Raw genomic sequence first — 21,073 nt, forward strand, 5'->3', positions numbered from 1 at the left:
GCTCACTTCTCGGGGGTGCGGTCGGCGGCCGCGGACGCGGCCTCCGTGGTCAGGGCGTCGTAGGCCCGCTCGACCAGAGCGGCGAGGTCTGCGGCTCCCGTGTCGTGGTCCGCGCCGCCGCGCGCCCACAGGCGCAGCGCGGCGACGAGGACACCGGCGGCGGCGTCCACGACGACGGCCGGGCGCAGGTCCCGCAGGCCGTCGGTGCCGAGCCGGGCGGCGATGATCCGGGTCGACTCCTCCTGGGCGTCGACCCGGATGCGTTCGTAGGCGGCGAACAGCGTGGGCTCGCGCTCCAGCAGGGCGAGCAGGCGCCGCATTGCGGGGCGTGCGTGCCAGGCCGGGGAGTCCCGGTCGGCGAGCCAGGCCCGGACGGCCCGGCGGTAGGCGAGCAACGGGGGCTCCTGCGGCGGGCGTTCACGCAGCAGCGCGTTGATGCGGTCGCCGTCGGCGCGGACGAAGTCCAGCGCCGCGTCCTCCTTGCCGGTGAAGTGACGGCTGAAGGTGCGCCGGGTGACATCGGCGCGGTCCGCGATCGCCTCTACGGTCGTCTCCGCCAGGCCGCGCTCCAGGATCAGCTCCGACGCGGCCGCCGCGAGCGCGGTGCGGGTCCGGCGCGCCCTGCGGCGCCGACGGTCCTCGGGGGCGTCGGAGAGGGGCTCGGGTGGCTGCGTCGCCGTCATGGTTTCACCGTACACCTAGTAATGTCCCGAGGGGACACTTGTCTCTCCGGGACATGACTCGGCCCCGCCCGGTGAGCAGCGGGCGGGGCCGAACGGAAGCGGGATCAGCTGACGCTCAGGTCGTCGGCGGACACCGCGCCCTGGCCGTACCAGCCGTGGACGTACACCGTGACCGTGCCCGAGGTGCCGGTCGTGAACGGCACCGTGAGCTTCGACCACGACGAGGAGGAGGCCCAGGAACTGGCCGTTGCGCCCCCGCTGACGCCGAGGTAGGCGTACGGACCCTGCACCCAGCCGCTCAGTGTGTAGGCGGTGTCGGGCTTCAGGGTCAGGGTCTGCGCGCACTGGCCGGTCTGTGAGGCCGAGGGCGTGGTCTTCAGTGCGTGCGAGCCGCCGTGCACGGGGGAGGAGACGACCGCGGCCCCGGCGTCACAGGTCCACGGTGTGAGCGAGCCGCTCTCGAAGCCGCCGTTGGCGAGGACGGCCGAGCCGCCGGATCCGTTGACGGTCAGGGTGAGTGCGGAGCTGTGCCGGGTGGAGCCGGCCGTGCCGGTGACGGTCAGCGTGTAGGTGCCGGGTGCTGTGCCGGCGGCCGTCTTCACGGTGAGTGTGGAGGTGCCGCCCGCCGTGACGGAGGCCGGACTGAGGGAGGCGGTCGCTCCGCTCGGCGCGCCGCTCACCGCCAGATCGACGCTCTGCGCGCTGCCGGAGGTCACGGACGTCTTCACCGTCGCGGTCGCGGTGGCACCGGGGTCGACCGAGGTGGTCGCGGGGGACAGCGAGACGGCGAAGTCGTCGGCCGGCGGGGTCGTCGTGCCGCCGGTGAACGGCGCGAAGGTGTGGCTGAAGTACCAGGTGTCCTGGGCGATGCCGGAGCAGGCGTCGGAACCGCCGGTGCCGGGGCAGCCGCCGTTGTCGCGCTGGAGGGCCCAGAAGGAGAGGGTGTTGATGCCCTTGGCGACCGCCCAGTCGTAGACGCTCGTCGCGTCGGCGGTGGTGAAGGTCTCGGCGGCGCCGTAGTCGTCGATGCCGGGCATCTCGGTCACGCCGATCAGGTTCCACAGCTGACTGTCCGACAGGTTCGGGTACAGCGAGGCGAGTTGGTCGTGCAGTCCGCTCGCGGCCGTCTCGGTGTCGGTCGCCATGTGGTGCGTGGCCCCGTCGTAGTAGTCGAACGTCATGATGTTGACCACGTCCACCTTGGCGCCCGCGTTCTTCGCGCTGCGCAGTACGGCGAGGCCGCTGTCGGCGAGCCCGGTCGTGGTGGTCGGCAGGGTGTACGAGAACTGCACCGAGCGCCCGTTCGCGGCGGCCCAGTCCTGGACCTTCTTGATGGCCTGGTTGCGGCGGTCGATCCCGGCGGTGTCGGTGAGGGAGTTGTCCTCGACGTCCATGTCGAGCCGCGAGACGTCGTACGTCGTGATGATCTTCTCGTAGGCGGCGGCGACGGAGTCGACGTCGGTGCAGCTGTCGGCGATCTCGGTGCCGCCGTTGTCGGCCGCGTAGCCCCCGAGCGAGGGGATCACGTCGCCGCCGCGCGAGCGGATGGTGGTGAAGTCGGCGCCGAAGACGGAGGAGGCGACGGGCGTGCTGGTGTCGCCGTTCCAGTACGGGGTGCAGGAACCCTTCTTGTCGGCCTGGAGGAAGGCCATGGTCAGGTACTTGGCGCCGGAGGCCTGTGCGAGCGCGGCGGGGCTGTCGCCGTTGTAGGCCTCGAAGTAGGGCGCGAAGACGTGTGCGGGCAGCGGGGTCGCCGCGTGCGCGGTGCCCCCGGCCCCCAGGGCGAGCCCGGCGGAGGCGGCCAGTGTGGCCAGGCCTGCGAGCAGGGCGCGTACGGGTCTCGGACGTGTCATCGGGTACTCCCGGATAGCGAACGACACTGTGCGGCCCGGCCGGGGCTATTGGTCTAGGCCATGATTGGTCTGGACCAAACCTCGGTCAAGGTGCGGGACCCGCCTTTTGCTCGTTCATGGGAGAACCAACCGGTTGGATCCTGGCGGGAGTTGACGACAGCACCTCAGTCGGATGGTGAGGGGTGCCGGCCTGAGGAGACGGGTGGCTCAGTCGTGGCCGCGGTCCCGGTACGGCACCCTGGCCAGCTCATGGACGTCGCCCACCGTGCCCCACTCGTTACCGCCCAGCCGCGACAGCGGCCGCAGCCGCCCGATGTCGGGGCGGCCGTCCACCAGTACGTCCTCGCTGACCACGGCGTGCACGACCCGGCCGAACACCACCGTCGAATCGCCCAGGCGCAGCGTCGAGTGCAGCGTGCACTCGAGGGCGACCGGAGACGCCGCCACCCTCGGCGGCCGCACCCGCAGCGACGGTTCCCGCTCGATGCCCACGGCGTCGAACTCGCCCCGGTCGCGCGGGAAGTCGGTCGCGGTCGCGTTGACCTGGGCGAAGAGCGGCTCCGGGGCGAAGTTGACGACGAACTCGCCGGTCGCCTCCGCGTTGCGCAGCGAGTCCTTCCGGCCCACCGAGGTGAACTGGACGATGGGCGGATCGGTGCAGGCCACGGTGAAGAACGAGTGCGGGGCCAGGTTCGCCGGCCCGCCGTCGGGGGCGAGGGTCGAGACCCAGGCGATCGGCCGGGGGACGACGACGGCCGTGAGCAGACGGTAGAACGCCCCGGCCGGCAGGGAGTCGGGTGAGTAGTCGACGCGCATGAGAGCACGTTATGCCCTGACGGCAGGGCCTAAGGTGCGAGGGCAGTCGCACAGGAAGTTCGATACCCATCGCTCAGTACCTCACCCCGCGTGCCCGTGCCGCGCGCGCCGTCGGCCGGGGGCTCGGCGCCGTGCCGGCTCCGGGGCTCGTCCTCGGCGGGATCCTCGGTCTGCAGGGCGGAGCCGCGCTGACGACCCGGCTCTACCCAGCCGTGGGCCCGGCCGGCGTGGTCACCCTGCGGCTGGCCGTCGCGGCACTCGCGCTGACCGCGCTGTGGCGGCCGCGGATCCGCGGCGACCGGGCCACCCTCGTGGTCGCGGCCGCCGCCGGAACCCTGCTCGCCGTGCACCATCTCGCCTACTACGAGGCGGTCGCCCGGCTGCCGTTGGGCGCCGCCACCACCCTGGAGTTCCTCGGCCCCCTCGCCGTCGCGCTGTGCGGCTCGCGCCGCGCCCCCGACCTGCTGTGGGCGGGCCTCGCTGCCACCGGCGTCCTCCTGCTCGGCGGCTCGGGTACGGCCCTCGACACGACCGGCGTCGTCTGCGCCACCGTCGCCGGATGCTGCTGGGGCGGATACATCCTGGTCGGCAAGCGGCTCGCGGAGCGCGTCCCCGACGGCCGCGGCCTCGCGCTCGCCGTCGCCTGGGGAGCACTGCTCAGCCTTCCGTACGGCATCACCCAGGCGGGCACCCGCCTGCTGGACCCGGGCATCCTGGCCGTGGCCGCGGCGGTCGCCGTGCTCTCCAGCGTCCTGCCCTACACCGTCCAACTGGAGGCGCTGCGCCGGCTCACGCCCCGTGTGTTCGGCGTCCTCACCAGCATGGAACCGGCGATCGGCGCGCTGATCGGCCTGCTCCTCCTCGGTCAGCACCTGGCCGCACCCCAGTGGGCGGGGGTGGCGGCGGTGGGCCTCGCCGCGGTGGGCGCGACCCGGACGGAGGCTTCGGCGGACGCGATCCCTGCGGTGACAGAGCCTCTCGGAGAGGGCGGCGGGGACACCGGTCCGGCTGGCCGGATCGCGAGCGGCCGGTGAGCAGGGCGAGGGGACGCGGGTGAACAGGGGGCGGCCACCCCCGTCGTCACGGCCCGGGCAGCGGGCGCACCGTGAGGCTCTGCTGGGCCTGACCGACCGGGCCGTCGATGTCGTGCAGGACACTGCTGGTCAGGCCCAGGCCGGTGGGGCCGAACACGACCGTGGTGTCCAGGCCGACCCAGCGGCCCACCGGCTGCCGGTGCAGATGGATCGTCAGATCGACGTTGGGAAACATCCATTCGGTCGGGGGGCGGCGTACGGCGATGCCGTTGGCCGTGTCGATCAGCGCGACGTACGACGCCAGCGGGCTGCACGGCTCGCCGGCCACGAGGTCGAGGGCCGTGGAGATCCAGGCCGCGGCGCGGCCCGGCCGCGAGGGGCCGACCGGCCGGAAGTCGACGGACGCGCAGTGGCCGCCGGGCCAGAGCGCGCCCAGCGACCGACCCGCGAGCCCGTCCGGCGGGGTGAGGCGAGCCTCGGCACCGCCGGCCACGGCGCCGGTGTCCACCTCGGTGAGCAGCCAGGCGCGGGCCCGGACCACCGGGCGGTCCGCGATCCGTACGACCGCCTCCAGCAGCTCGATGGTGCGACCGGGCCGGACCGACTCCACCTCGATCTCGCACTCGTCCAGGGCGGGCCGCCCCAGGATGTCGAAGCTGATCCTGGACAGCAGCAGCCCGGCCGCCGGGCGCCCGGCGCGGTACCGGTCGATCGCATGGACCACGAGTCCGGCCAGCGGGCTGAAGTGCATCTCGTCGGGAGCCCAGGCGCCGCTCGCGTGCGGGGTGGGCTTGAAGCGCTGCCGATCGATGCGCTCGAAGTAGCTGGCGGCCAACGGGTTCCTCTTCTCAAGGTGTCCGGGTACCGGGGGAGTCGAGCAGATGGCTGCACCGTACACCTGGATGATGGCCGCTCATGGACCGGTCTTGATCGTCTTCGTCGTCGGATGGGAGTCGATCTTGGGTGTCGCCTTCGGCGTGCTCGTCGTCCACGCGGGAGTCGACCGGTGGTGGGCGACCCTGTCGAGTGCGCTGATCTACGGCGGGTCCTTCGAGTTCCTGCTGATCGGCATGGTCGCTGCCGCCGCGCTGCTGGCCTCGGTCGCCGTGTCGGCGTCCCTGGTGAACGTCCGGCACGTCTTCTACGCGCTCTCCTTCCCGCTGCGCCGGGTCGACGGCCCGCTCGGCAAGGCGTACGGCACCTTCGCACTGTGCGACGAGGCCTACGCGCTGACCGCCGGGGCGCTTCTCGGTTCGCTGATCCCGGACGGTGTCACCGGTCTGGACTTCGCGCTCACGGCGCTGTTCACGGTGCTGGCGCTCGATGCCGTCCGCGACCGGCGAGGCGACCTGCCCACACCGCTGTTCGCCCTGCCGAGCGCGCTCACCGCCCGGCTGCTCTTCCCGGGCAGTCTGCTGCGTCGTGTTATTGCTTGCGCGACCTGCCGCTCACCCACGCCGCCGTGCCGGCCCCGGCGGCGGCCCTGGCCGTCACGGTCGGTGTGCACCTGTGGCGCCGCAACGCCCCGCTGGGCATCCTGGTCGGCACCGCCGTCCATGCCGCGCCGGCCAGTACGGTCTTCGCAGGCTGAACGGACGGGTCCGGGCGCCGCACCGGTGCGGGCGGCGCCAGGACCGGGACGGAGGGTTCAGGCTGCGAGGCGCTCCGCGAGCTGCTTGGCCCTGGTCGCGGCCTCCTGGAGGGCGCGGTCGCGCGAGGCCTCGTACAGCGGGACCAGCTCGGACATCGCCGGGTTCTGCGGGGCCATGGTCAGCTCCGGGACGATGAAGTCGACATCCAGGCCGAGGCCGTCGGCGAGGACGGCCTTGAGGTAGTTCTGCACGTACTCGAATCCCTCGCGCGGGGTGCCCGGCCCGTACGCGCCGCCCCGGCTGGCGATCACGGTCACCGGGGTGCCCTTGGCCGACTGGGTCTCGCCCGCGGTGCGGCCGATGAGGATCACGTTGTCCAGCCAGGCCTTCAGGGTCGAGGGGATCGTGAAGTTGTACATCGGGGCGCCGATCAGCACGGCGTCCGCCCGCTCCAGCTCCTCGATCAGCCGGACGCGCTCGGCGAAGGCCGCGGCCTGCTCCGGCGTGTGCGACGCCGGGTCGACGAAGCCGGCGGTGTGCGCGGCGGCGGTGATGTGCGGGACGGGCTGCGCCGCAAGGTCGCGGTGGACGACCGTGCCGTCGGGGTGCTGCTCCTGCCAGTGCGTGCGGAAGGCCTCCGCCACGGCGCGCGAGGTCGAGACCTCGCTGGGGAACACGGACGAGTCGATGTGCAGCAGGGTGGCCATGATGACTCCCGAAAAGGATGAAAACGGGCAAGGGGTGTCAGGACCGACGGCGGTGCGCCGAGGCCTGAACTTTCGTACTGAACTATCTCTAACACAGGGACTTACTTTTTTTCATCCCCCTACGGCGAGGTAGTACCCTGATCACATGGCGGCGGACGTGAACCACGACAGTGCGGCGTGCAAACGGGTGGACGACGGCATCACCCGTGTCTTCCAGCTGCTCGGAAAGCGCTGGAGCGGCCCTATCGTGGCCGTTCTGGTGGAGCAGCCCGCACACTTCGCCGACCTGCGCCGGGCCGTCCCCGGCATCAGCGAGCGCATGCTGTCCGACCGGCTCGTGGAACTCGGCGCGGCCGGACTCGTCCTCCGCGAGGTCGACGAGGGCCCGCCGCTGCGCGTCTCCTACCGCCTGACCGCCGCGGGAGCCGCCCTGGGGCCGGCGCTGCGGGAACTGGGCGAATGGGCGAAGCTCCATCTCCCGGACGCACCACCGTGCCCCGGCGCGGCACGCGAGGGGGCCGCGGGGGCACCGGCGTAGGTCCGGTGAGCGGTGTGACCGGGGGCGCGCGAGCGCGTGCGGGGGTTGTCCCCCGCATCGACCCACCAGGTCGCCCGATGGTGCCGGGCAGGCGATTTCGGCGACGGTGGTCTCCCATGGACACTCGCCGGAAGGACCCGCTCGTGCGCATGCTCACGGCCACCGTCGCCGCCCTCACCCTTGCCGCCGCAGCGGTACCGGTCGCCGCCGCCGCGCAACCGGGCCCGCCCGCCACCGACGGGGTGTGGCGCATGGACGGCTACGGCACCGTCCTCGTCCTCGGCGGGGGAGCGCTGCAGGAGTACCAGACGACGTCCGTCAGCTGTCTGAAGGGCGACACCTCGCGGCAGACCGGTCCCGGCACCTATGCGACGACGGACGGTTCGGCGCTCACCGTACGCACCGCGCACGACCGCGATCACGCGCTGCTCGCCGCCGACAGCTCCGTGGGGCACCGCAAGCTGCACCGCCTGAGCGCCCTGCCCGCCGACTGCGGCCGCCCGGCCGCCACGGACCCGCGCACCGCCTTCGACGTCTTCTGGCAGACCTTCGAGGAGAACTACCCCTTCTTCGCCCAGAAGCGCATCGACTGGCAGGCCGTCCGCGACCGGTACCGGCCGCTGGTGCACAAGGACACCACCAAGGACGAACTCTTCGGCATCCTCAGCCGCATGGTGCGTCCGCTGTACGACGCCCACGTCGTGGTGGTGGACGGCGACCGCCGCTTCGGCCAGGTCCGCCCCGGCACGCAGATGCCGAGCCCGCAACTCGACGCCAGGGTCAAGAAGTTCATCGAGGCGCGCGACCTCAAGAACGCCTCCCACCGCCAGGACTTCGGCGCGGGCCGGATCACCTACGCCGACCTGCCGGGCGACCTCGGCTATCTGCGCATCTCCGGATTCGGCGGCTATGCCGGCGACGACGCGCCCTACACCGCCGAACAGGCCGAACTCGACCGGGCGTTGAACACCGTACTCACCGCGGGCCGTACCGAGCGCCTCAAGGGACTCGTCATCGACGTGCGCGTCAACGGCGGCGGCGCCGACACCCTCGGCATCCGGATCGCCCAGCGGCTCACCGACACGCCGTACACCGCGTACGCCAAGCGCGCCCGCAACGACCCGGCCGACCCCGCCCGGCACACCCGCCCCGAACCCGTGCCCGTCGTCCCGGCCGCAGCGCCCCGCTACACCGGCCCGGTCGCCGTCCTCACCAGCGGCTCCACGGTCAGCGCGGGCGAGACCTTCACCCAGGCGCTGATCGACCGGCCCGGGCGGACCGTACGCATCGGACAGGCCACACAGGGCGTCTTCTCGGACGTCATGGTGCGCTACCTGCCCGACGGGCTCGTCTTCGCCCTGCCCAACGAGGAGTTCCTGACCCGCACCGGACGCACCTTCGACGGCACCGGCATTCCGCCGCAGCTGACCGAACCGGTCTTCACGAAGGAGGAGTTCGCCAAGAACCGCGACTCGGCCTTCGACCGGGCGGTCGGTCTGCTGGGTGGCCGCGGTTGAGCCGGTTCAGTCCACCGGCCAGGTGTGCACCGGGGCGTTGAGGTGCATGTAGTCGATGTACAGCTGGGTCATCCGGCGCAGCGCCTCGTGGCGGCCCCTGCGCGTGGCGGCGTCGAGGTGGTGGAGCGTCTCCTTCTGCCACACGGCGCCGTTGCGGGCCGTCACACAGCGCTGCTCGATGATGCCGAGCAGCGGCTCGCGCCAGGCGTCGTCCATGCCGGACTGCTCCAGACCCCGGTGCGCCAGCGGCAGCAGTCGCCGCAGCACCAGTTCCGGCACCGGCACCTCGCCCATCCCCGGCCAGTACAGCAGGGCCTCGATGCCCTGCCGGGCGGCGGTGTGCAGATTGTCCTCGGCCGCCGAGAAGGACATCCGTGACCACACCGGCCGGTCCTCCTCCACCAGGGCCCGGGTCAGACCGTAGTAGAAGGCCCCGTTGGCGAGGATGTCGGCGACGGTCGGGCCGGCGGGCAGCACCCGGTTCTCGACCCGGATGTGCGGGACGCCGTGGGAGACGGCGTACACCGGGCGGTTCCAGCGGTAGATCGTGCCGTTGTGCAGGGTGAGTTCGCCGAGTTCGGGAATGTCGCCGCGATCCAGTGTCTCCGCCGGGTCCTGCTCGTCGCGCAGCGGGAGGAGGGCCGGGAAGTAGCGCAGATTCTCCTCGAACAGGTCGAAGACACTGTTGATCCACCGCTCCCCGAACCACACCCGGGGCCGTACCCCCTGCACCTTGATCTCCTCCGGCCGGGTGTCCGTGGCCTGCTCGAACAGCGGCACCCGGGTCTCGTGCCACAGCTCCTTGCCGAACAGGAACGGCGCGTTCGCGGCCAGGGCGACCTGGACCCCGGCGATCGCCTGCGCCGCGTTCCAGTAGTCCGCGAATTCCTCGGGCGAGACCTGGAGATGGAACTGCGTGCTGGTGCACGCGGCCTCCGGGGTGATGGTGTCGGCATAGGTGCGCAGCCGGTCCACGCCGTCGATCTCGATGTGCAGGTCCTCGCCGCGGGCCGCGAAGATCTGATCGTTGAGCAGCCGATAGCGCGGGTTCTCCGACAGGCTCTCCGCGCCGATGTCCTCCTGCCGCAGGGTGGGCAGGATCCCGATCATGATCAGCCGGGTGCCGATCGACCCGGCCCGCTCCTCGGCGTGGTTCAGCGCCGCCCGGATCTCCGACTCCCAGGCATCGGGACCGCCCGCGGTCAGCCGCCGGGGCGGGACGTTGATCTCCAGGTTGAACCGGCCCAGTTCGGTGGACCAGGCCGGGTCGGAGATGGCCTGGAGCGCGTCGCTGTTGCGCATCGCCGGCTCGGCGGTGTCGTCCACCAGGTTCAGCTCGATCTCCAGGCCCACCTGGGGCCGCTCGGACTCGAACCGGGACTCGCGCAGCATCTGCGCCAGCGCGTCGAGGCACGCGTGCATCTTGACCCGGTACCGGCGACGGTCCTCGCGGGTGAAGACGAGCGCCGGGACGTCGCGCCCCATCGGCCCTCCAGCAGTCCCCTCGTCCCCCTGGTCGGACACCTCTCCACCCAGCGTCGCACCATCGCACGACGCCCACCATGCGGGCGGCTCGCACCGACCCCGTGCGGCGGCCGGCTCGCACCGACCTCCAGCGGCGGGTGGGCACACCGGGCACGGGCGTCAACGCGGCCCCGACGCGCCGTCGTCGGAGCGGCCGCGAGGCGGTCTCACGCGGTGCTGGTCCCACGAGCCGTACGGCGACCGGCCAGGTCACCGTACGGGTCCTCGGCGGTGGTAGGCCTCAGACGATCCCGAGGACGAGGGCCGGACGGTCGCGGCCCTCGTCCCCCGGCCGGGGCGGGCCGGGATTCCACGCGGACGGCCGCGCCCGGCACGCGGTCACGGCGGACCCGGTCACTCGCCGCTCTTGCGGGCCACCCCGCAGTAGAAGCCGATCTCCTCGGAGCCGGGCGCCGGGGTGGCGTCCGGGCGCCAGAACGGAACCTGGGTCAGGCCGGGCTCGACCAGTTCGAAGCCGTCGAAGAACCGCTCGACCCGGTCGCGGGAGCGCAGGTTCATGGTGGCGGTCGCGCTGTTGTAGACGGCCTCGGCGTCGCTGCGATCGTCGGCGAAGTCGCCCGTCGCGTGCGAGAGCACGAGGAGGCTGCCGGCCGGGAGCGCGTCGCGCAGGGTGGCCACGATCCGCTCGGGCTCGTCCGTGTCGCGGATGAAGTGGAGTATGGCGACGAGGAACAGGGCGACCGGCCGGTCGAAGTCGATGATCCGGCGGACCTCGGGATGATCGATGATCGACTGAGGATCGCGCAGGTCCGCGAGGACGATGCTGGTCGTGCCGGCCCGGCTCAGCAGCGCGTCGGCGTGCGCCTTCACGATCGGATCGTTGTCGACATAGGCGACGCGCACGTCCGCGGCCAGCTCCTGGGCGACCTCGTGCACGTTCGGCGAGGTGGGCAGCCCGGTGCCGATGTCGAGGATCTGCCGGACGCCGCTGTCGACGACGTAGCGGACCGCACGGTGCAGGAAGGCGCGGTTGGCCCGCACGGCGATCCGTGCCTCGGGCGCCGCCGCGGCCAGCCGGTCGCCCGCCACCTGGTCCACCTCGTAGTTGTCCTTGCCGCCCAGGAGGTAGTCGTAGATCCGCGCCGGATGCGGCCTGCTGGTGTCGATGCGCACGGCCCGGCCACCGTCCTGAGTCACACTGGGCTCCCCTCCACGACCGCCACGGCCTCGGCACCGCAAACGGTTGGCCAAAGCTTCCCATATCAACTGCCCAGCCGGTGACCACAGTTCCGGCGACAGCGGGAAAGGACGTGCTGGTAGCCTTCCGGAGCCAGTCGTGCCACAGCCGAGGCCAGGGAATCCGGTGCGAATCCGGAACTGACGCGCAGCGGTGAGGGGGACGGGCGGGGCACAGCATGCCACTGGGAGGGACGGGCCGCCGTGAGGGCGGTGACGGACCCCTGCCGGGAAGGCGTCCCGTCCGGGCGAACCCGAGTCCGAAGACCTGCTGGCACCTTCGCGCCCCGGGCGCGGAGGACGTCCGTAGGCCAGGCTCCGCGTACGAGCCCCGACATCCTCCGAGGCACACCCGTGTTCCGTACCCCCTTCCGCCCCGCCGTGCTGCTCCTGGCCCCGGCTCTGCTGCTCACCGCCTGCGGCGGCTCCACCCGTGGTGCCACCGACCGCGCCGGGACCGCCTCCGGCTACCCGCGCACGATCACCGACTGCGGTCACCAGGTCACCCTGAAGGCGCCGCCGAAGCGGGCCGTCTCGCTCAACCAGGGCACCACCGAGATCCTGCTCTCGCTCGGGCTGGCCGACCGGACGGCCGCCACCGCCACCTGGACCGACCCGGTGATGAAGGGGCTGGAGAAGGCGAACGCGCGCGTGCCCCGGCTCGCCGACGACAACCCGTCCTTCGAACGGGTCCTGGCCGCCGAACCCGACTTCGTCACCGCCTCGTTCGTCTCCACCCTGGGCCCGGGCGGGGTCGCCGAGCGCGAGCAGTTCGAGAAGCTGGGCGTGCCGACGTACGTCTCGCCCTCCGACTGCGCCGAGGGCAAGGACAACGCGAGCGGCGGCGACGGCTCCCGGTCCGAGCCGCTGACCCTCGACGCCGTCTACGGCGAGATACGCGACCTGGCACGGGCGTTCGGTGTCGAGCGGCGCGGGGAGAGGCTCGTCGCCGCGCTGAAGGAGCGGGTGCGCAGGGCCACCGCCGGCCTGGACGCCTCCGGAGTGTCCCTCGCCTACTGGTTCTCCGACTCCCGCTCGCCGTACCTGGCCGGCTGCTGCGGTGCCCCCGGCATCATCACCCGTGCCGTCGAGGCGCGGAACGTCTTCGCCGACACCCACGACGAATGGCCGCAGATCAACTGGGAGACCGTCGCCGACCGCGACCCCGACGTCATCGTCCTCGGCGACCTCACCCGAAAGATGCAGACGGCGGAGAGCGCCCGGGCCAAGATCCGCTTCCTGGAGACCAACCCCGCCACCCGCAATCTGACGGCGGTCCGCGAGAAGCGGTACGTCCTGCTCAGCGGCCAGGCGATGAACCCGAGCATCCGCACCGTCGAGGGCATCGAGCAGGTCGCCGCCGGACTGCGTGCATTCGGACTCGCCAAGTGAGCCCGCGTACCACCGTGTCGACGGCCGTCGGGCTGTGCGCCCTGGCGCTGTCCGTCGCCGCCGCGGTGACCATCGGACCGGCCGACATCTCCGCCTCGGACGTGTGGACGTCCGCCGCCGCCCATCTCGGGCTCGGCGAGAGCCGGTTGGCGCCGCTGCGGGACGGGATCGTATGGGATCTGCGCATGCCCCGCACCCTGCTGGCCGCCGTGTGCGGTGCGGGGCTCTCGCTGTGCGGGGCGGTGATGCAGTCCCTGCTGCGCAATCCGCTCGCCGACCCGTTCGTGCTCGGCGTCTCCTCGGGCGCGTCCACCGGCGCGGTCGCCGTCGTCGTCCTCGGCGTGGGCGGGGGAGCGGTGTCGTTGTCGGCGGGCGCGTTCACCGGGGCACTGCTCTCCTTCGGACTGGTGCTGCTGCTCAGCCACAGCCTGGGCGGCAGCACCGACCGGGTCGTGCTCTGCGGCGTCGCCGCGATGCAGCTGTTCTCCGCGCTCACCTCCTTCACCGTGCTGACCTCGGCCGACGCCGAGACCACCCGGGGCGTGCTGTTCTGGCTGCTCGGCTCGCTGACCGGGGCCGGGTGGACCGACGTCCTGCTGTGCGCCGGCGTTCTGGTGGCCGTCCTCGGGGTGTGCCTCGGGCACGCCCGCACACTGGACGCGTTCGCCTTCGGCGAGGAGGCCGCCGCCTCCCTCGGGGTCCGCGTCGGGCGCGCCCGGCTGATCCTGCTGTGCGCGACCGCGCTGCTCACCGCGGCCCTGGTCAGCTGCGCCGGGGCGATCGGCTTCGTCGGCCTGGTCCTGCCGCACGCCACCCGCCTGCTCACCGGGTCCGGGCACGCCCGCCTGCTGCCGGTCACCGCGCTCGCCGGTGCCGTCTTCCTGGTGTGGGTGGACACCGCCGCCCGTACCGTCCTCGACCCGCAGGAGGTGCCCGTGGGCGTCGTGACCTCCCTCATCGGCGTCCCCGCCTTCGTGGCCGTGCTCCATCGGGGCAGGAGGACCGCATGACCGGCCGGACAGGGCTGGGCGCCCAGCGGGTCACCCGGCGCACCGGCGACCGGCTCGTCCTGGACGGCCTCACCCTCACCCTGCGCCCCGGCGAGACGGTCGGGCTGATCGGCCCCAACGGCTCCGGCAAGTCCACCCTGCTGCGCCTGCTCGCCGGCGTCCTCGCCCCCAGCGGCGGCGTGGTCACCCTCGACGGCCGTCCGTTGGGCGAACTGGGCCGCCGCACCGTAGCCCGGCGCGTCGCCGTCGTCGAGCAGCACGCGCACACCCAGACCGAGCTGACCGTCCGCGACGTCGTCGCGCTCGGCCGCGTCCCGCACCGCCGCGCCTGGACGGCCGCCACGGCCGCCGACGGCCGGGCGGTCACCGAGGCGCTGGACCGCACGGGCCTCACCGACCGCGCCGACCAGTCCTGGCACACCCTGTCCGGCGGCGAGCGCCAGCGCACCCAGATCGCCCGCGCCCTCGCCCAGGAACCCCGCGAACTGCTCTTCGACGAACCCACCAACCACCTCGACATCCAGCACCAGCTCGACCTGCTGGACCTCGTCGCAAGCCTGCCGGTCACCACTCTCGTCGCCCTGCACGACCTCAACCTCGCCGCGATGTACTGCGACCGGCTGCTGGTGCTCGCGGGCGGACTGGCGGTCGCCGAGGGCACCCCGGGCGAGGTGCTGACCGCCGATCTGATCAAGCGGGTGTACGGCGTCTCCGCCGAGGTCACCGCCGCGGACGGCCACCCGGTGATCCGCTTCCTGCGGCGCGGCGCACAGGGCCCCGCACGAGGCGCGTCACCCGGGCGGCCCGGCTCCGGTGGCCCGCGCGCGGCCCACGTTGGAGGGTCTGAACGAGATCGGTGAGTCGAAACTTCGTCCGGCCGGTCGTCAGTCGTCCCTCCGTTCCGTGACGAGGCGGGCCGACGCACCGGGGGCGGGGAACGGTTGAATCCAAGCGCTCGGGTCCGTCCCCGCCCCTCCCGCACGGGCCGTCAGGCCGCCGCACTCCCGGCAGCAGGGCCGCGCCGTAAGGCCCCCGTCGCCGCACCGCACGCAACGCCGCCGGAACCCGGACAGGGCGTCGGCACTCAGGGTGTGTCAGGTGTGTCAGGTGCGTCGGGCGTGTGCGTGTTCCGTCCCGTGGGGGATCGCCAGCCGCCGGAGACCTCCTTGGTCGGCTTGTGCGGGAAGCGGCGCTGTGCGTACCGCTGTGCCTCGGAGCCGGGAAGGACGTACAGGGTCTCGGTCTTGTCCTGGAGGGGCCGGAGCACCGTGTCCAGGTAGGCCCGGCGGTCGTCGAGGTAGGGACCGAGCACGTCCTCGCCGGCGGGACAGACCGCCAGGCAGTACCCGGACTTGTAGCTCGGCTTGAAGGCGAGGCTCTGCCACATCGACGCGTTCTCCGGGTCGGTGACCCGGGCACGGAAGTCGGCGGCGTCCGCGCTGTCGGCCACGGTCTGCGCCCAGTCGGTGAACCCGCTCATGAACTCCCGGTAGTTGTGGGTCGTACACGCCAGGGCGTCGAACGAGCCGTCCTTGCCGATGGCGCCCACCGGGCAGGCGGCGACGCACAACCTGCAGTCCACGCACGGGCTGTAGTCCAGCTCCTGCCCGTACGCGCTGACCGGGGCGTCCACGAGCACCGTGGCGAGCAGCACGAAGTTGCCGAACCGCGGATGGATGACATTGCGGTGCAGGCCCATCACCCCCAGCCCGGCGGCCACGGCGACCGTCTTGTGGGCCACCACCCAGATGCGGCCCGGAAACCGCTCCATCTCCTGGGGAAACCCCGCAGAAGGGTTCAGCGCGTGATAGCCGGCGTCCTGCAGCGCCCGGGCCACCGTACGGGCGGCGGCGTTGACCTGTTCGTCGGTCTGGTGGAACTCCTGGTTGGCCACGCTGCGCGCGGGCGAGCGCGTGTTGTCGCGGTTCATGCGGACCATCAGCGAGACCAGCGAGCGCGTTCCCGGCAGCGCGGCCAGGACGTGCTCGCGCTCCCCGGCGAGGTCGGGATGGTCCAGGCTCACCGCCGCCGCGTCGTCCGCGCCGGCCTCAAGGCACAGCGCACGCAACCGGTCCGCGTCGATCACGGGCGGCGGCGCGGCCCGGCCGCCGGCCGATCGAGCGGCCAGCACGGCCCGCACGGACGGGTGGCCGGAGAGTTTGGCGGGCAGCTTCCGGCCTTCCGTCTCCTCGGCGGCTTCCTGCTTGCTCATCCTGCCCCTTCCGGCTGGGTTGGAATTTCAAACTTACTATGGCGGCGGCCGGGCGTCCGGGCAAGGGGTGGTGCTCCGCGCGTTCGACCAGCCCGCTTGAAGTATGAAACCGATCGGTTTACGGTGATGGAAACCGATCGGTTTCACATAGGAGGCGGAACATGACTGCGATCAAGGACTCGGTCGTACTGGTCACCGGCGGCAGCCGCGGCCTGGGCAAGGCGCTGGTGGAGGAGTTCTACGCACGCGGTGCCGCGAAGGTGTACGCCACGGCCCGCGACCCGCGCACGGTGACCCACCCCGACGCCGTGCCGCTCGCCCTCGAGGTGAGCGACCCCGCATCGATCCAGGCCGCGGCGGCGCAGGCCCGGGACGTCACGATCCTGGTCAACAACGCCGGGGTCTCGCTCGGCGCGAGGTCCTTCCTCGACGCCCCGGTCGACGACGTGCGCCGCGAATTCGAGATCAACTTCTACGGGCCGCTGCTGGTCACCCGCGCCTTCGTCCCCGTCATCGAGCGCAACGGCGGCGGTCACCTCCTCAACGTCCACTCCGTGCTCTCCTGGCTCGGCGTCGCCGGCTCCTACAGCGCCACCAAGGCCGCTCTGTGGCAGCAGACCAACTCCCTGCGACTCGAACTGCGTCCACGCGGCATCACGGTCACCGGACTGCACGTCGGCTACATCGACACCGACATGACCACGGACGTCGACGCCCCCAAGTCCGTCCCGGAGGACATCGCCGCCCTGGCCCTGGACGGCGTCGAGGCCGGGGCGTACGAGGTGCTGGCCGACGAGATCACCCGGAACGTGAAGGCGGGGCTCTCCGGGGACCTGGCGGCGCTCTACCCCCAGCTGACCGCATAGCCGGCCGGCCGTCCCCATGGCCGACCGGCCGTCCGCGGGCGCCCGTCGGCCGCATCGGCAGAGCCCCTGGCCCCCTGTGCCGACGGGCGGATCCCCCCGCGCCTGGTGGCGGAGGCCTGGCGGGGCGCTCGTCTCCGCCGTGTGCCGGGTGGGAGCCGGGGCCGGGTGAGGGGAGTGCGGCCCGTAAACGGAAGCGGGGCCCGGTCTCGCCGCCGTACGATCATGATCGCGTTGACGAGACGTCCCGCCGGTTCGCGGACCTGTGCCGCGGCCCGCTCGGCGGGACAGTACCGACGAGGGGAATCGAATCATGGAGTACGTCAAGCTCGGCACGAGCGGCCTGGAGATCTCCCGGGTGGCGCTGGGCTGCATGAGCTACGGCGTGCCCGACCGGGGGCCGCACCCGTGGACCCTGGACGAGGACACCGCCCGCCCGCACATCCGCCAGGCCCTGGACGCGGGAATCACGTTCTTCGACACCGCCAACAGCTACTCCGCCGGGACCAGCGAGGAGATCGTCGGCCGGGCGCTCGGGGAGCTGACCCGGCGTGAGGACGTCGTGATCGCCACCAAGGTCTTCTTCGCCGTGGCGGACGGCGCGGCGCGCAGCGAGCGCCCCAACCGGTCGGGGCTGTCCCGCAAGGCGATCATGACCGAGATCGACCACAGTTTGCGCCGCCTCGGCACCGACTACGTCGACCTCTACCAGATCCACCGCTTCGACCCCCGTACCCCGGTCGAGGAGACGATGGAAGCGCTGCACGACGTCGTCAGGGCGGGCAAGGCCCGCTACATCGGGGCGAGTTCGATGTACGCCTGGCAGTTCGCCAAGCTGCAGCACACCGCGGAGCGGCACGGCTGGACGAAGTTCGTGAGCATGCAGAACCACTACAACCTCCTCTACCGCGAGGAGGAGCGCGAGATGCTGCCGCTCTGCGCCGACCAGGGTGTCGGCGTGATCCCGTGGAGCCCGCTCGCCCGGGGCCGGCTCACCCGTGACTGGGACACCGCCAGCATCCGCAGCGAGACGGACGTCGTCAGCCGCGCGCTGTACCAGCCGGACGACAAGCAGATCGTCGACACCGTCGCCGCGATCGCCGAACGCCGGGGCGTCCCGCGGGCGCAGGTGGCCCTGGCCTGGGTCGCCTCCAGGCCGGGCGTCACCGCCCCCATCGTGGGAGCCACCAAGGCGCACCACATCCCGGACGCGCTCGCCGCGCTCGACCTCCGGCTCACCGACGACGAGGTCCGGGAGCTCGAGGAGCCGTACACGACCAGGGGCATCAGCGGCCACTGACACCGGCCGCACCCCTCATGTCACCGCACACCCGTCTGGCTGTTCCCTGGACAGACGGGCGTCCGGGTTCCTAGAGTTCCTGTCCAGGAATGGAAAATCAGTCCAAATGGACTGGGTGCTCAGTGGACCGAAGGAAGGACGAGGAGACCGTCATGGCCCCCGTATCGCCCGTAACGCCCGACGACGTCCGTGCGGCCGCCGCACGCCTCGAAGGCGTCGCCCACCGCACCCCCGTCCTCACCTCGCGCACCCTGAACGCTCTCGTCGGTGCCGAGGTGTTCATCAAGTGCGAGAACTTCCAGCGGGCCGGCGCCTTCAAGTTCCGCGGTGCCTACAACGCGGCCGCCCAGCTCTCCCCGGACCAGCTCGCCAAGGGCATCGCCGCCTACTCCTCCGGCAATCACGCCCAGGCCGTCGCCCTCGCCGCCCGCGAGCTGGGCACCAGTGCCGTCGTGCTCATGCCCGAGGACGCCCCGCGCTCCAAGCGGGAGGCGACCGCCGGATACGGCGCCGAGATCGTCACCTACGACCGCTACACCGAGGACCGCACCGCGCTCGGCACGGCGCTGGCCGAGGATCGCGGCCTGGTCCTCGTCCCGCCCTACGACCATCCCCATGTCATCGCCGGACAGGGCACCGCGGCCCTCGAACTCCTCGACGAGACGGGCCCGCTCGACGCGCTGCTCGTGCCCGTCGGAGGCGGCGGTCTGATCGCCGGCAGCGCCACGGCCGCCACGGACCTGCACCCCGGGATCCGGGTCATCGGCGTCGAGCCGGAGCAAGGGGACGACACCAAGCGCTCGTTGGACAGCGGTGCCCGGGTCACCGTGCCCGTGCCCAGGACCATCGCCGACGGGCAGGCGCTGCCCACGCCCGGTGAGATCACCTTCGAGATCAACCGGCGGCTGGTCGACGCCATCGCCCTGGTCGGCGACGCGGAGATCGTCGCCGCCATGCGGTTCGCCTTCGAACGGCTGAAGATCGTCCTTGAGCCCAGCGGCGCCACCGGCCTCGCCGCGCTCCTGGCCGGTCGCGTCGACGGCCTCCCGCCCCGCATCGGCGTCATCGCCTCGGGCGGCAACGTCGACACGCGACGATTCGGTGAACTTCTGGCGTGAGCGCAGCGGGAACGCCATGTGCGTCCGACCTGGTCGCCCTGGCCTGGGGCCCGGCAGGCGTCGCGTGGCGCCGGGGCGCCCTCGCCCGGACCCGGAGCGGCGTGCTCGTGCTCAGAAGTGGGTGCCGCCGTCGATCCGGATCTCGGTGCCGGTGACGAACCTGCCGTCCGCCGAGGCGAGCATGGCGACCACCGAGGCCACGGTCTCGGGCCCGGCGAAGCCCTGCCCGAGCGCCGGGGAGAGCTTGGCGAACAGCGACATGTCGGCATCCTCGGGCAGGCCGGGTCCGGCGCTCTGTCCGCTGGCGCCGCTGCCGTCGGTCATCCCGGAGGAGATGGAGCCGGGCTGCACGGCGGTGAAGCGGACGCCCCGCCCGGCGTACTCGGCGGCGAGGGTGTGCGTCATCGACTGGATCCCGCCCTTGCTCGCCGCGTACGCCGCCATGTAAGGGTGCGCGAACTGGGCGGAGGTGGAGCTGAAGTTGACGACCGCCGCGTCGCGGCCCGCCAGCAGTGCCGGTACGGACTCGCGGATGACGAGGAAGGTGCCGACGAGATTGACCTGCAGAATCCTGGTGAAGTCCGCGAGGCTCGTCTCGTGGGTGTGCGAGGAGCGCAGGATCCCGGCCGCGTTGACCAGCACGTCCAGACCGCCGAGCGCGGCGACGGCGGCGGCGACCCCCTCCTGGACGGAGGTCTCGTCGGCGATGTCGACGACGAGGGTGGTGAGCCGGCCGGCATCCGCCCCGGCCTTCTCGACCGTGTCCTTCAGGCCCCGCTCGCTCACGTCCGCGGCCACGACGGTGCCACCCTCGGCGAGGAGGCGCAGCACGGTGGCCTGCCCGATGCCCGAGCCGCCCCCGGTGATCAGCGCGCGGCGGCCTTCGTAGCGGTTCATGTCTTCTCCTGCCCGCCCTGCCGCGGTGCGGCCGGGCCTTCACGACGCCGGATCTCTTGCCCGCCGGCGTCCTCACTCGCTTCACGTTACGCCTAAGTGGCACGATTTGCCATAACGTCAATGAGTGCCATCCCGTAGGGGTGAGCCGTACCCTTCTGGGGTGAGCACGAAGCCGCCCTCTTCCCTGACCGAGCGCCGCAAGGCCGCCACCCAGCTCGAGATCGCGCATGCGGCGGCCGAGCTGTTCGCCACCCAGGGGCCGCACGCGACCACGGCCGAGGAGATCGCCCGGCACGCGGGCGTCGCACTGCGCACCTTCTACCGCTACTTCCGCTCCAAGCAGGACGCGGTGAGCCCGCTGCTGGCCGACGGGGCGGACCGCTGGCGAGCCCTGCTGGAGGCGGCTCGGCCGGGCGCCGACCTCTCGCTGGCGCTGGAGACCGCGGTGGAGCGGTCGTTGGCGGCGCCGGACGAGGAGGCCGCGGGGGCGCTGCTGCGGACCCGCGGACTGCTGCGGGCGGCGGCCGACGATCCCGCCCTGCGCGCGGTCTGGTACCGCGTCAACCAGGAGTCCGAGGAGCGGCTCGTGCCGGTGGTGGCCCGCCTAGCGGGCGGGCATCTGGAGCCGATGCAGGTGCGCCTGGTCGCGGCGGCGGCCACGGACGCGATCCGCATCGCGCTGGAGACCTGGGCCGACACGGAGGCGGGCGTCACGGGCGAGGCCTCACCGGCCGCCCTGGCAATCGACTGCCTGCGCCAACTGGTCGGCGGAATGACCACGTTGAGGCCGCGTGGCGAAAGCGGGAGCCAGGGGCACTAG

The 21,073-nt window shown here is 72.4% G+C and carries 20 protein-coding genes, 1 pseudogene and 1 riboswitch; of the genes and pseudogenes, 12 read left to right on the top strand and 9 right to left on the bottom strand.

The window, feature by feature from the left end:
- Positions 1–2: 2 nt before the first annotated feature.
- From AQI95_RS04205 to AQI95_RS04215, 3 genes are all read right to left on the bottom strand, one after another.
- Positions 3–683, bottom strand: coding sequence for a TetR/AcrR family transcriptional regulator (locus AQI95_RS04205; RefSeq protein WP_067117501.1), 681 nt, complete (start codon positions 681–683; stop codon positions 3–5).
- Positions 684–787: 104 nt separating this feature from the next.
- Positions 788–2,536 (bottom strand): carbohydrate binding domain-containing protein, encoded by a 1,749-nt coding sequence (locus AQI95_RS04210; protein ID WP_067117504.1) that lies wholly within the window; start codon positions 2,534–2,536, stop codon positions 788–790.
- Positions 2,537–2,743: 207 nt separating this feature from the next.
- Positions 2,744–3,352: a flavin reductase family protein gene (locus AQI95_RS04215; RefSeq protein WP_067117507.1), complete on the bottom strand. Its 609-nt coding sequence runs from the start codon at positions 3,350–3,352 to the stop codon at positions 2,744–2,746.
- 131 nt (positions 3,353–3,483) lie between these two features.
- On the opposite strand from AQI95_RS04215, the gene AQI95_RS04220 reads away from it, so the two are divergent.
- On the top strand, positions 3,484–4,386 hold the full coding sequence (locus AQI95_RS04220) for an EamA family transporter (RefSeq protein WP_244188622.1): 903 nt from the start codon (positions 3,484–3,486) through the stop codon (positions 4,384–4,386).
- A gap of 46 nt (positions 4,387–4,432) precedes the next feature.
- Here AQI95_RS04220 and AQI95_RS04225 read toward each other — a convergent pair whose 3' ends face one another.
- Positions 4,433–5,221: a thioesterase family protein gene (locus tag AQI95_RS04225; RefSeq protein ID WP_067117510.1), complete on the bottom strand. Its 789-nt coding sequence runs from the start codon at positions 5,219–5,221 to the stop codon at positions 4,433–4,435.
- 70 nt (positions 5,222–5,291) lie between these two features.
- Here AQI95_RS04225 and AQI95_RS50285 point away from each other — a divergent pair.
- Both AQI95_RS50285 and AQI95_RS04230 read left to right on the top strand, forming a co-directional pair.
- A pseudogene (locus AQI95_RS50285) lies at positions 5,292–5,618 on the top strand (AzlC family ABC transporter permease); the annotation flags it as partial.
- Positions 5,619–5,818: 200 nt separating this feature from the next.
- Positions 5,819–5,977: a hypothetical protein gene (locus AQI95_RS04230; RefSeq protein ID WP_425264865.1), complete on the top strand. Its 159-nt coding sequence runs from the start codon at positions 5,819–5,821 to the stop codon at positions 5,975–5,977.
- A gap of 57 nt (positions 5,978–6,034) precedes the next feature.
- Here the strand turns inward: AQI95_RS04230 and AQI95_RS04235 are convergent, their stop codons facing one another.
- Positions 6,035–6,685 carry an FMN-dependent NADH-azoreductase gene (locus AQI95_RS04235; RefSeq protein WP_067117513.1) on the bottom strand — a complete coding sequence of 217 codons (651 nt, stop codon included), beginning with the start codon at positions 6,683–6,685 and terminating at the stop codon, positions 6,035–6,037.
- A gap of 145 nt (positions 6,686–6,830) precedes the next feature.
- On the opposite strand from AQI95_RS04235, the gene AQI95_RS04240 reads away from it, so the two are divergent.
- Positions 6,831–7,223 carry a winged helix-turn-helix transcriptional regulator gene (locus AQI95_RS04240; protein WP_067117516.1) on the top strand — a complete coding sequence of 131 codons (393 nt, stop codon included), beginning with the start codon at positions 6,831–6,833 and terminating at the stop codon, positions 7,221–7,223.
- Between the two features lie 143 nt (positions 7,224–7,366).
- The gene (locus tag AQI95_RS04245) at positions 7,367–8,740 is read left to right on the top strand and encodes a S41 family peptidase (RefSeq protein WP_067118694.1); all 1,374 of its coding nucleotides are present in this window, start codon (positions 7,367–7,369) and stop codon (positions 8,738–8,740) included.
- 6 nt (positions 8,741–8,746) lie between these two features.
- On the opposite strand, the gene AQI95_RS04250 is transcribed toward AQI95_RS04245, so the two are convergent.
- Both AQI95_RS04250 and AQI95_RS04255 read right to left on the bottom strand, forming a co-directional pair.
- Positions 8,747–10,225: a glutamate-cysteine ligase family protein gene (locus AQI95_RS04250; protein ID WP_067117519.1), complete on the bottom strand. Its 1,479-nt coding sequence runs from the start codon at positions 10,223–10,225 to the stop codon at positions 8,747–8,749.
- A 393-nt stretch (positions 10,226–10,618) separates the two neighbouring features.
- A complete protein-coding gene (locus AQI95_RS04255; protein WP_067117522.1) occupies positions 10,619–11,422 on the bottom strand; it encodes an SAM-dependent methyltransferase in 804 nt (267 codons plus the stop codon).
- Between the two features lie 117 nt (positions 11,423–11,539).
- A riboswitch (cobalamin riboswitch) is annotated at positions 11,540–11,751 on the top strand.
- Between the two features lie 64 nt (positions 11,752–11,815).
- On the opposite strand from AQI95_RS04255, the gene AQI95_RS04260 reads away from it, so the two are divergent.
- The 3 genes from AQI95_RS04260 to AQI95_RS04270 are packed head-to-tail and all read left to right on the top strand — an operon-like array spanning position 11,816 to position 14,723.
- Complete coding sequence (locus AQI95_RS04260; RefSeq protein ID WP_067117525.1) at positions 11,816–12,853, top strand: ABC transporter substrate-binding protein; 1,038 nt, start codon at positions 11,816–11,818, stop codon at positions 12,851–12,853.
- Complete coding sequence (locus AQI95_RS04265) at positions 12,850–13,863, top strand: FecCD family ABC transporter permease (RefSeq protein WP_067117528.1); 1,014 nt, start codon at positions 12,850–12,852, stop codon at positions 13,861–13,863. Before AQI95_RS04260 ends, AQI95_RS04265 begins: the two co-directional genes overlap by 4 nt.
- Positions 13,860–14,723 (top strand): ABC transporter ATP-binding protein, encoded by an 864-nt coding sequence (locus AQI95_RS04270; RefSeq protein ID WP_067117531.1) that lies wholly within the window; start codon positions 13,860–13,862, stop codon positions 14,721–14,723. The genes AQI95_RS04265 and AQI95_RS04270 overlap by 4 nt, the downstream gene beginning before the upstream one ends.
- Before the next feature lie 224 nt (positions 14,724–14,947).
- Here the strand turns inward: AQI95_RS04270 and AQI95_RS04275 are convergent, their stop codons facing one another.
- Complete coding sequence (locus AQI95_RS04275) at positions 14,948–16,075, bottom strand: 4Fe-4S binding protein (RefSeq protein ID WP_067117534.1); 1,128 nt, start codon at positions 16,073–16,075, stop codon at positions 14,948–14,950.
- A 161-nt stretch (positions 16,076–16,236) separates the two neighbouring features.
- Here AQI95_RS04275 and AQI95_RS04280 point away from each other — a divergent pair, with 161 nt between their 5' ends.
- The 3 genes from AQI95_RS04280 (at position 16,237) to AQI95_RS04290 (ending at position 19,356) form a co-directional block, all read left to right on the top strand.
- Complete coding sequence (locus AQI95_RS04280; protein ID WP_067117537.1) at positions 16,237–16,941, top strand: SDR family oxidoreductase; 705 nt, start codon at positions 16,237–16,239, stop codon at positions 16,939–16,941.
- Positions 16,942–17,251: 310 nt separating this feature from the next.
- Positions 17,252–18,238: an aldo/keto reductase gene (locus AQI95_RS04285; protein WP_067117540.1), complete on the top strand. Its 987-nt coding sequence runs from the start codon at positions 17,252–17,254 to the stop codon at positions 18,236–18,238.
- A 152-nt stretch (positions 18,239–18,390) separates the two neighbouring features.
- On the top strand, positions 18,391–19,356 hold the full coding sequence (locus tag AQI95_RS04290; protein WP_067118697.1) for a threo-3-hydroxy-L-aspartate ammonia-lyase: 966 nt from the start codon (positions 18,391–18,393) through the stop codon (positions 19,354–19,356).
- A gap of 111 nt (positions 19,357–19,467) precedes the next feature.
- Here the strand turns inward: AQI95_RS04290 and AQI95_RS04295 are convergent, their stop codons facing one another.
- Positions 19,468–20,253 (bottom strand): SDR family NAD(P)-dependent oxidoreductase, encoded by a 786-nt coding sequence (locus tag AQI95_RS04295; RefSeq protein ID WP_067117544.1) that lies wholly within the window; start codon positions 20,251–20,253, stop codon positions 19,468–19,470.
- Positions 20,254–20,413: 160 nt separating this feature from the next.
- Between AQI95_RS04295 and AQI95_RS04300 the strand changes: the two genes are divergently transcribed.
- On the top strand, positions 20,414–21,073 hold the full coding sequence (locus tag AQI95_RS04300; protein WP_067117547.1) for a TetR/AcrR family transcriptional regulator: 660 nt from the start codon (positions 20,414–20,416) through the stop codon (positions 21,071–21,073).

Origin of the sequence: Streptomyces yokosukanensis, from assembly GCF_001514035.1 — a bacterium.
Classification (GTDB): domain Bacteria; phylum Actinomycetota; class Actinomycetes; order Streptomycetales; family Streptomycetaceae; genus Streptomyces; species Streptomyces yokosukanensis.

Bases quoted from the DNA above. Each gene is read 5' to 3' on its own strand.
- AQI95_RS04205 (WP_067117501.1), bottom strand. From the start codon at position 683: ATGACGGCGACGCAGCCACCCGAGCCCCTCTCCGACGCCCCCGAGGAC.
- AQI95_RS04210 (WP_067117504.1), bottom strand. From the start codon at position 2,536: ATGACACGTCCGAGACCCGTACGCGCCCTGCTCGCAGGCCTGGCCACA.
- AQI95_RS04215 (WP_067117507.1), bottom strand. From the start codon at position 3,352: ATGCGCGTCGACTACTCACCCGACTCCCTGCCGGCCGGGGCGTTCTAC.
- AQI95_RS04235 (WP_067117513.1), bottom strand. From the start codon at position 6,685: ATGGCCACCCTGCTGCACATCGACTCGTCCGTGTTCCCCAGCGAGGTC.
- AQI95_RS04240 (WP_067117516.1), top strand. From the start codon at position 6,831: ATGGCGGCGGACGTGAACCACGACAGTGCGGCGTGCAAACGGGTGGAC.
- AQI95_RS04250 (WP_067117519.1), bottom strand. From the start codon at position 10,225: ATGGGGCGCGACGTCCCGGCGCTCGTCTTCACCCGCGAGGACCGTCGC.
- AQI95_RS04270 (WP_067117531.1), top strand. From the start codon at position 13,860: ATGACCGGCCGGACAGGGCTGGGCGCCCAGCGGGTCACCCGGCGCACC.
- AQI95_RS04275 (WP_067117534.1), bottom strand. From the start codon at position 16,075: ATGAGCAAGCAGGAAGCCGCCGAGGAGACGGAAGGCCGGAAGCTGCCC.
- AQI95_RS04280 (WP_067117537.1), top strand. From the start codon at position 16,237: ATGACTGCGATCAAGGACTCGGTCGTACTGGTCACCGGCGGCAGCCGC.
- AQI95_RS04285 (WP_067117540.1), top strand. From the start codon at position 17,252: ATGGAGTACGTCAAGCTCGGCACGAGCGGCCTGGAGATCTCCCGGGTG.
- AQI95_RS04290 (WP_067118697.1), top strand. From the start codon at position 18,391: ATGGCCCCCGTATCGCCCGTAACGCCCGACGACGTCCGTGCGGCCGCC.
- AQI95_RS04295 (WP_067117544.1), bottom strand. From the start codon at position 20,253: ATGAACCGCTACGAAGGCCGCCGCGCGCTGATCACCGGGGGCGGCTCG.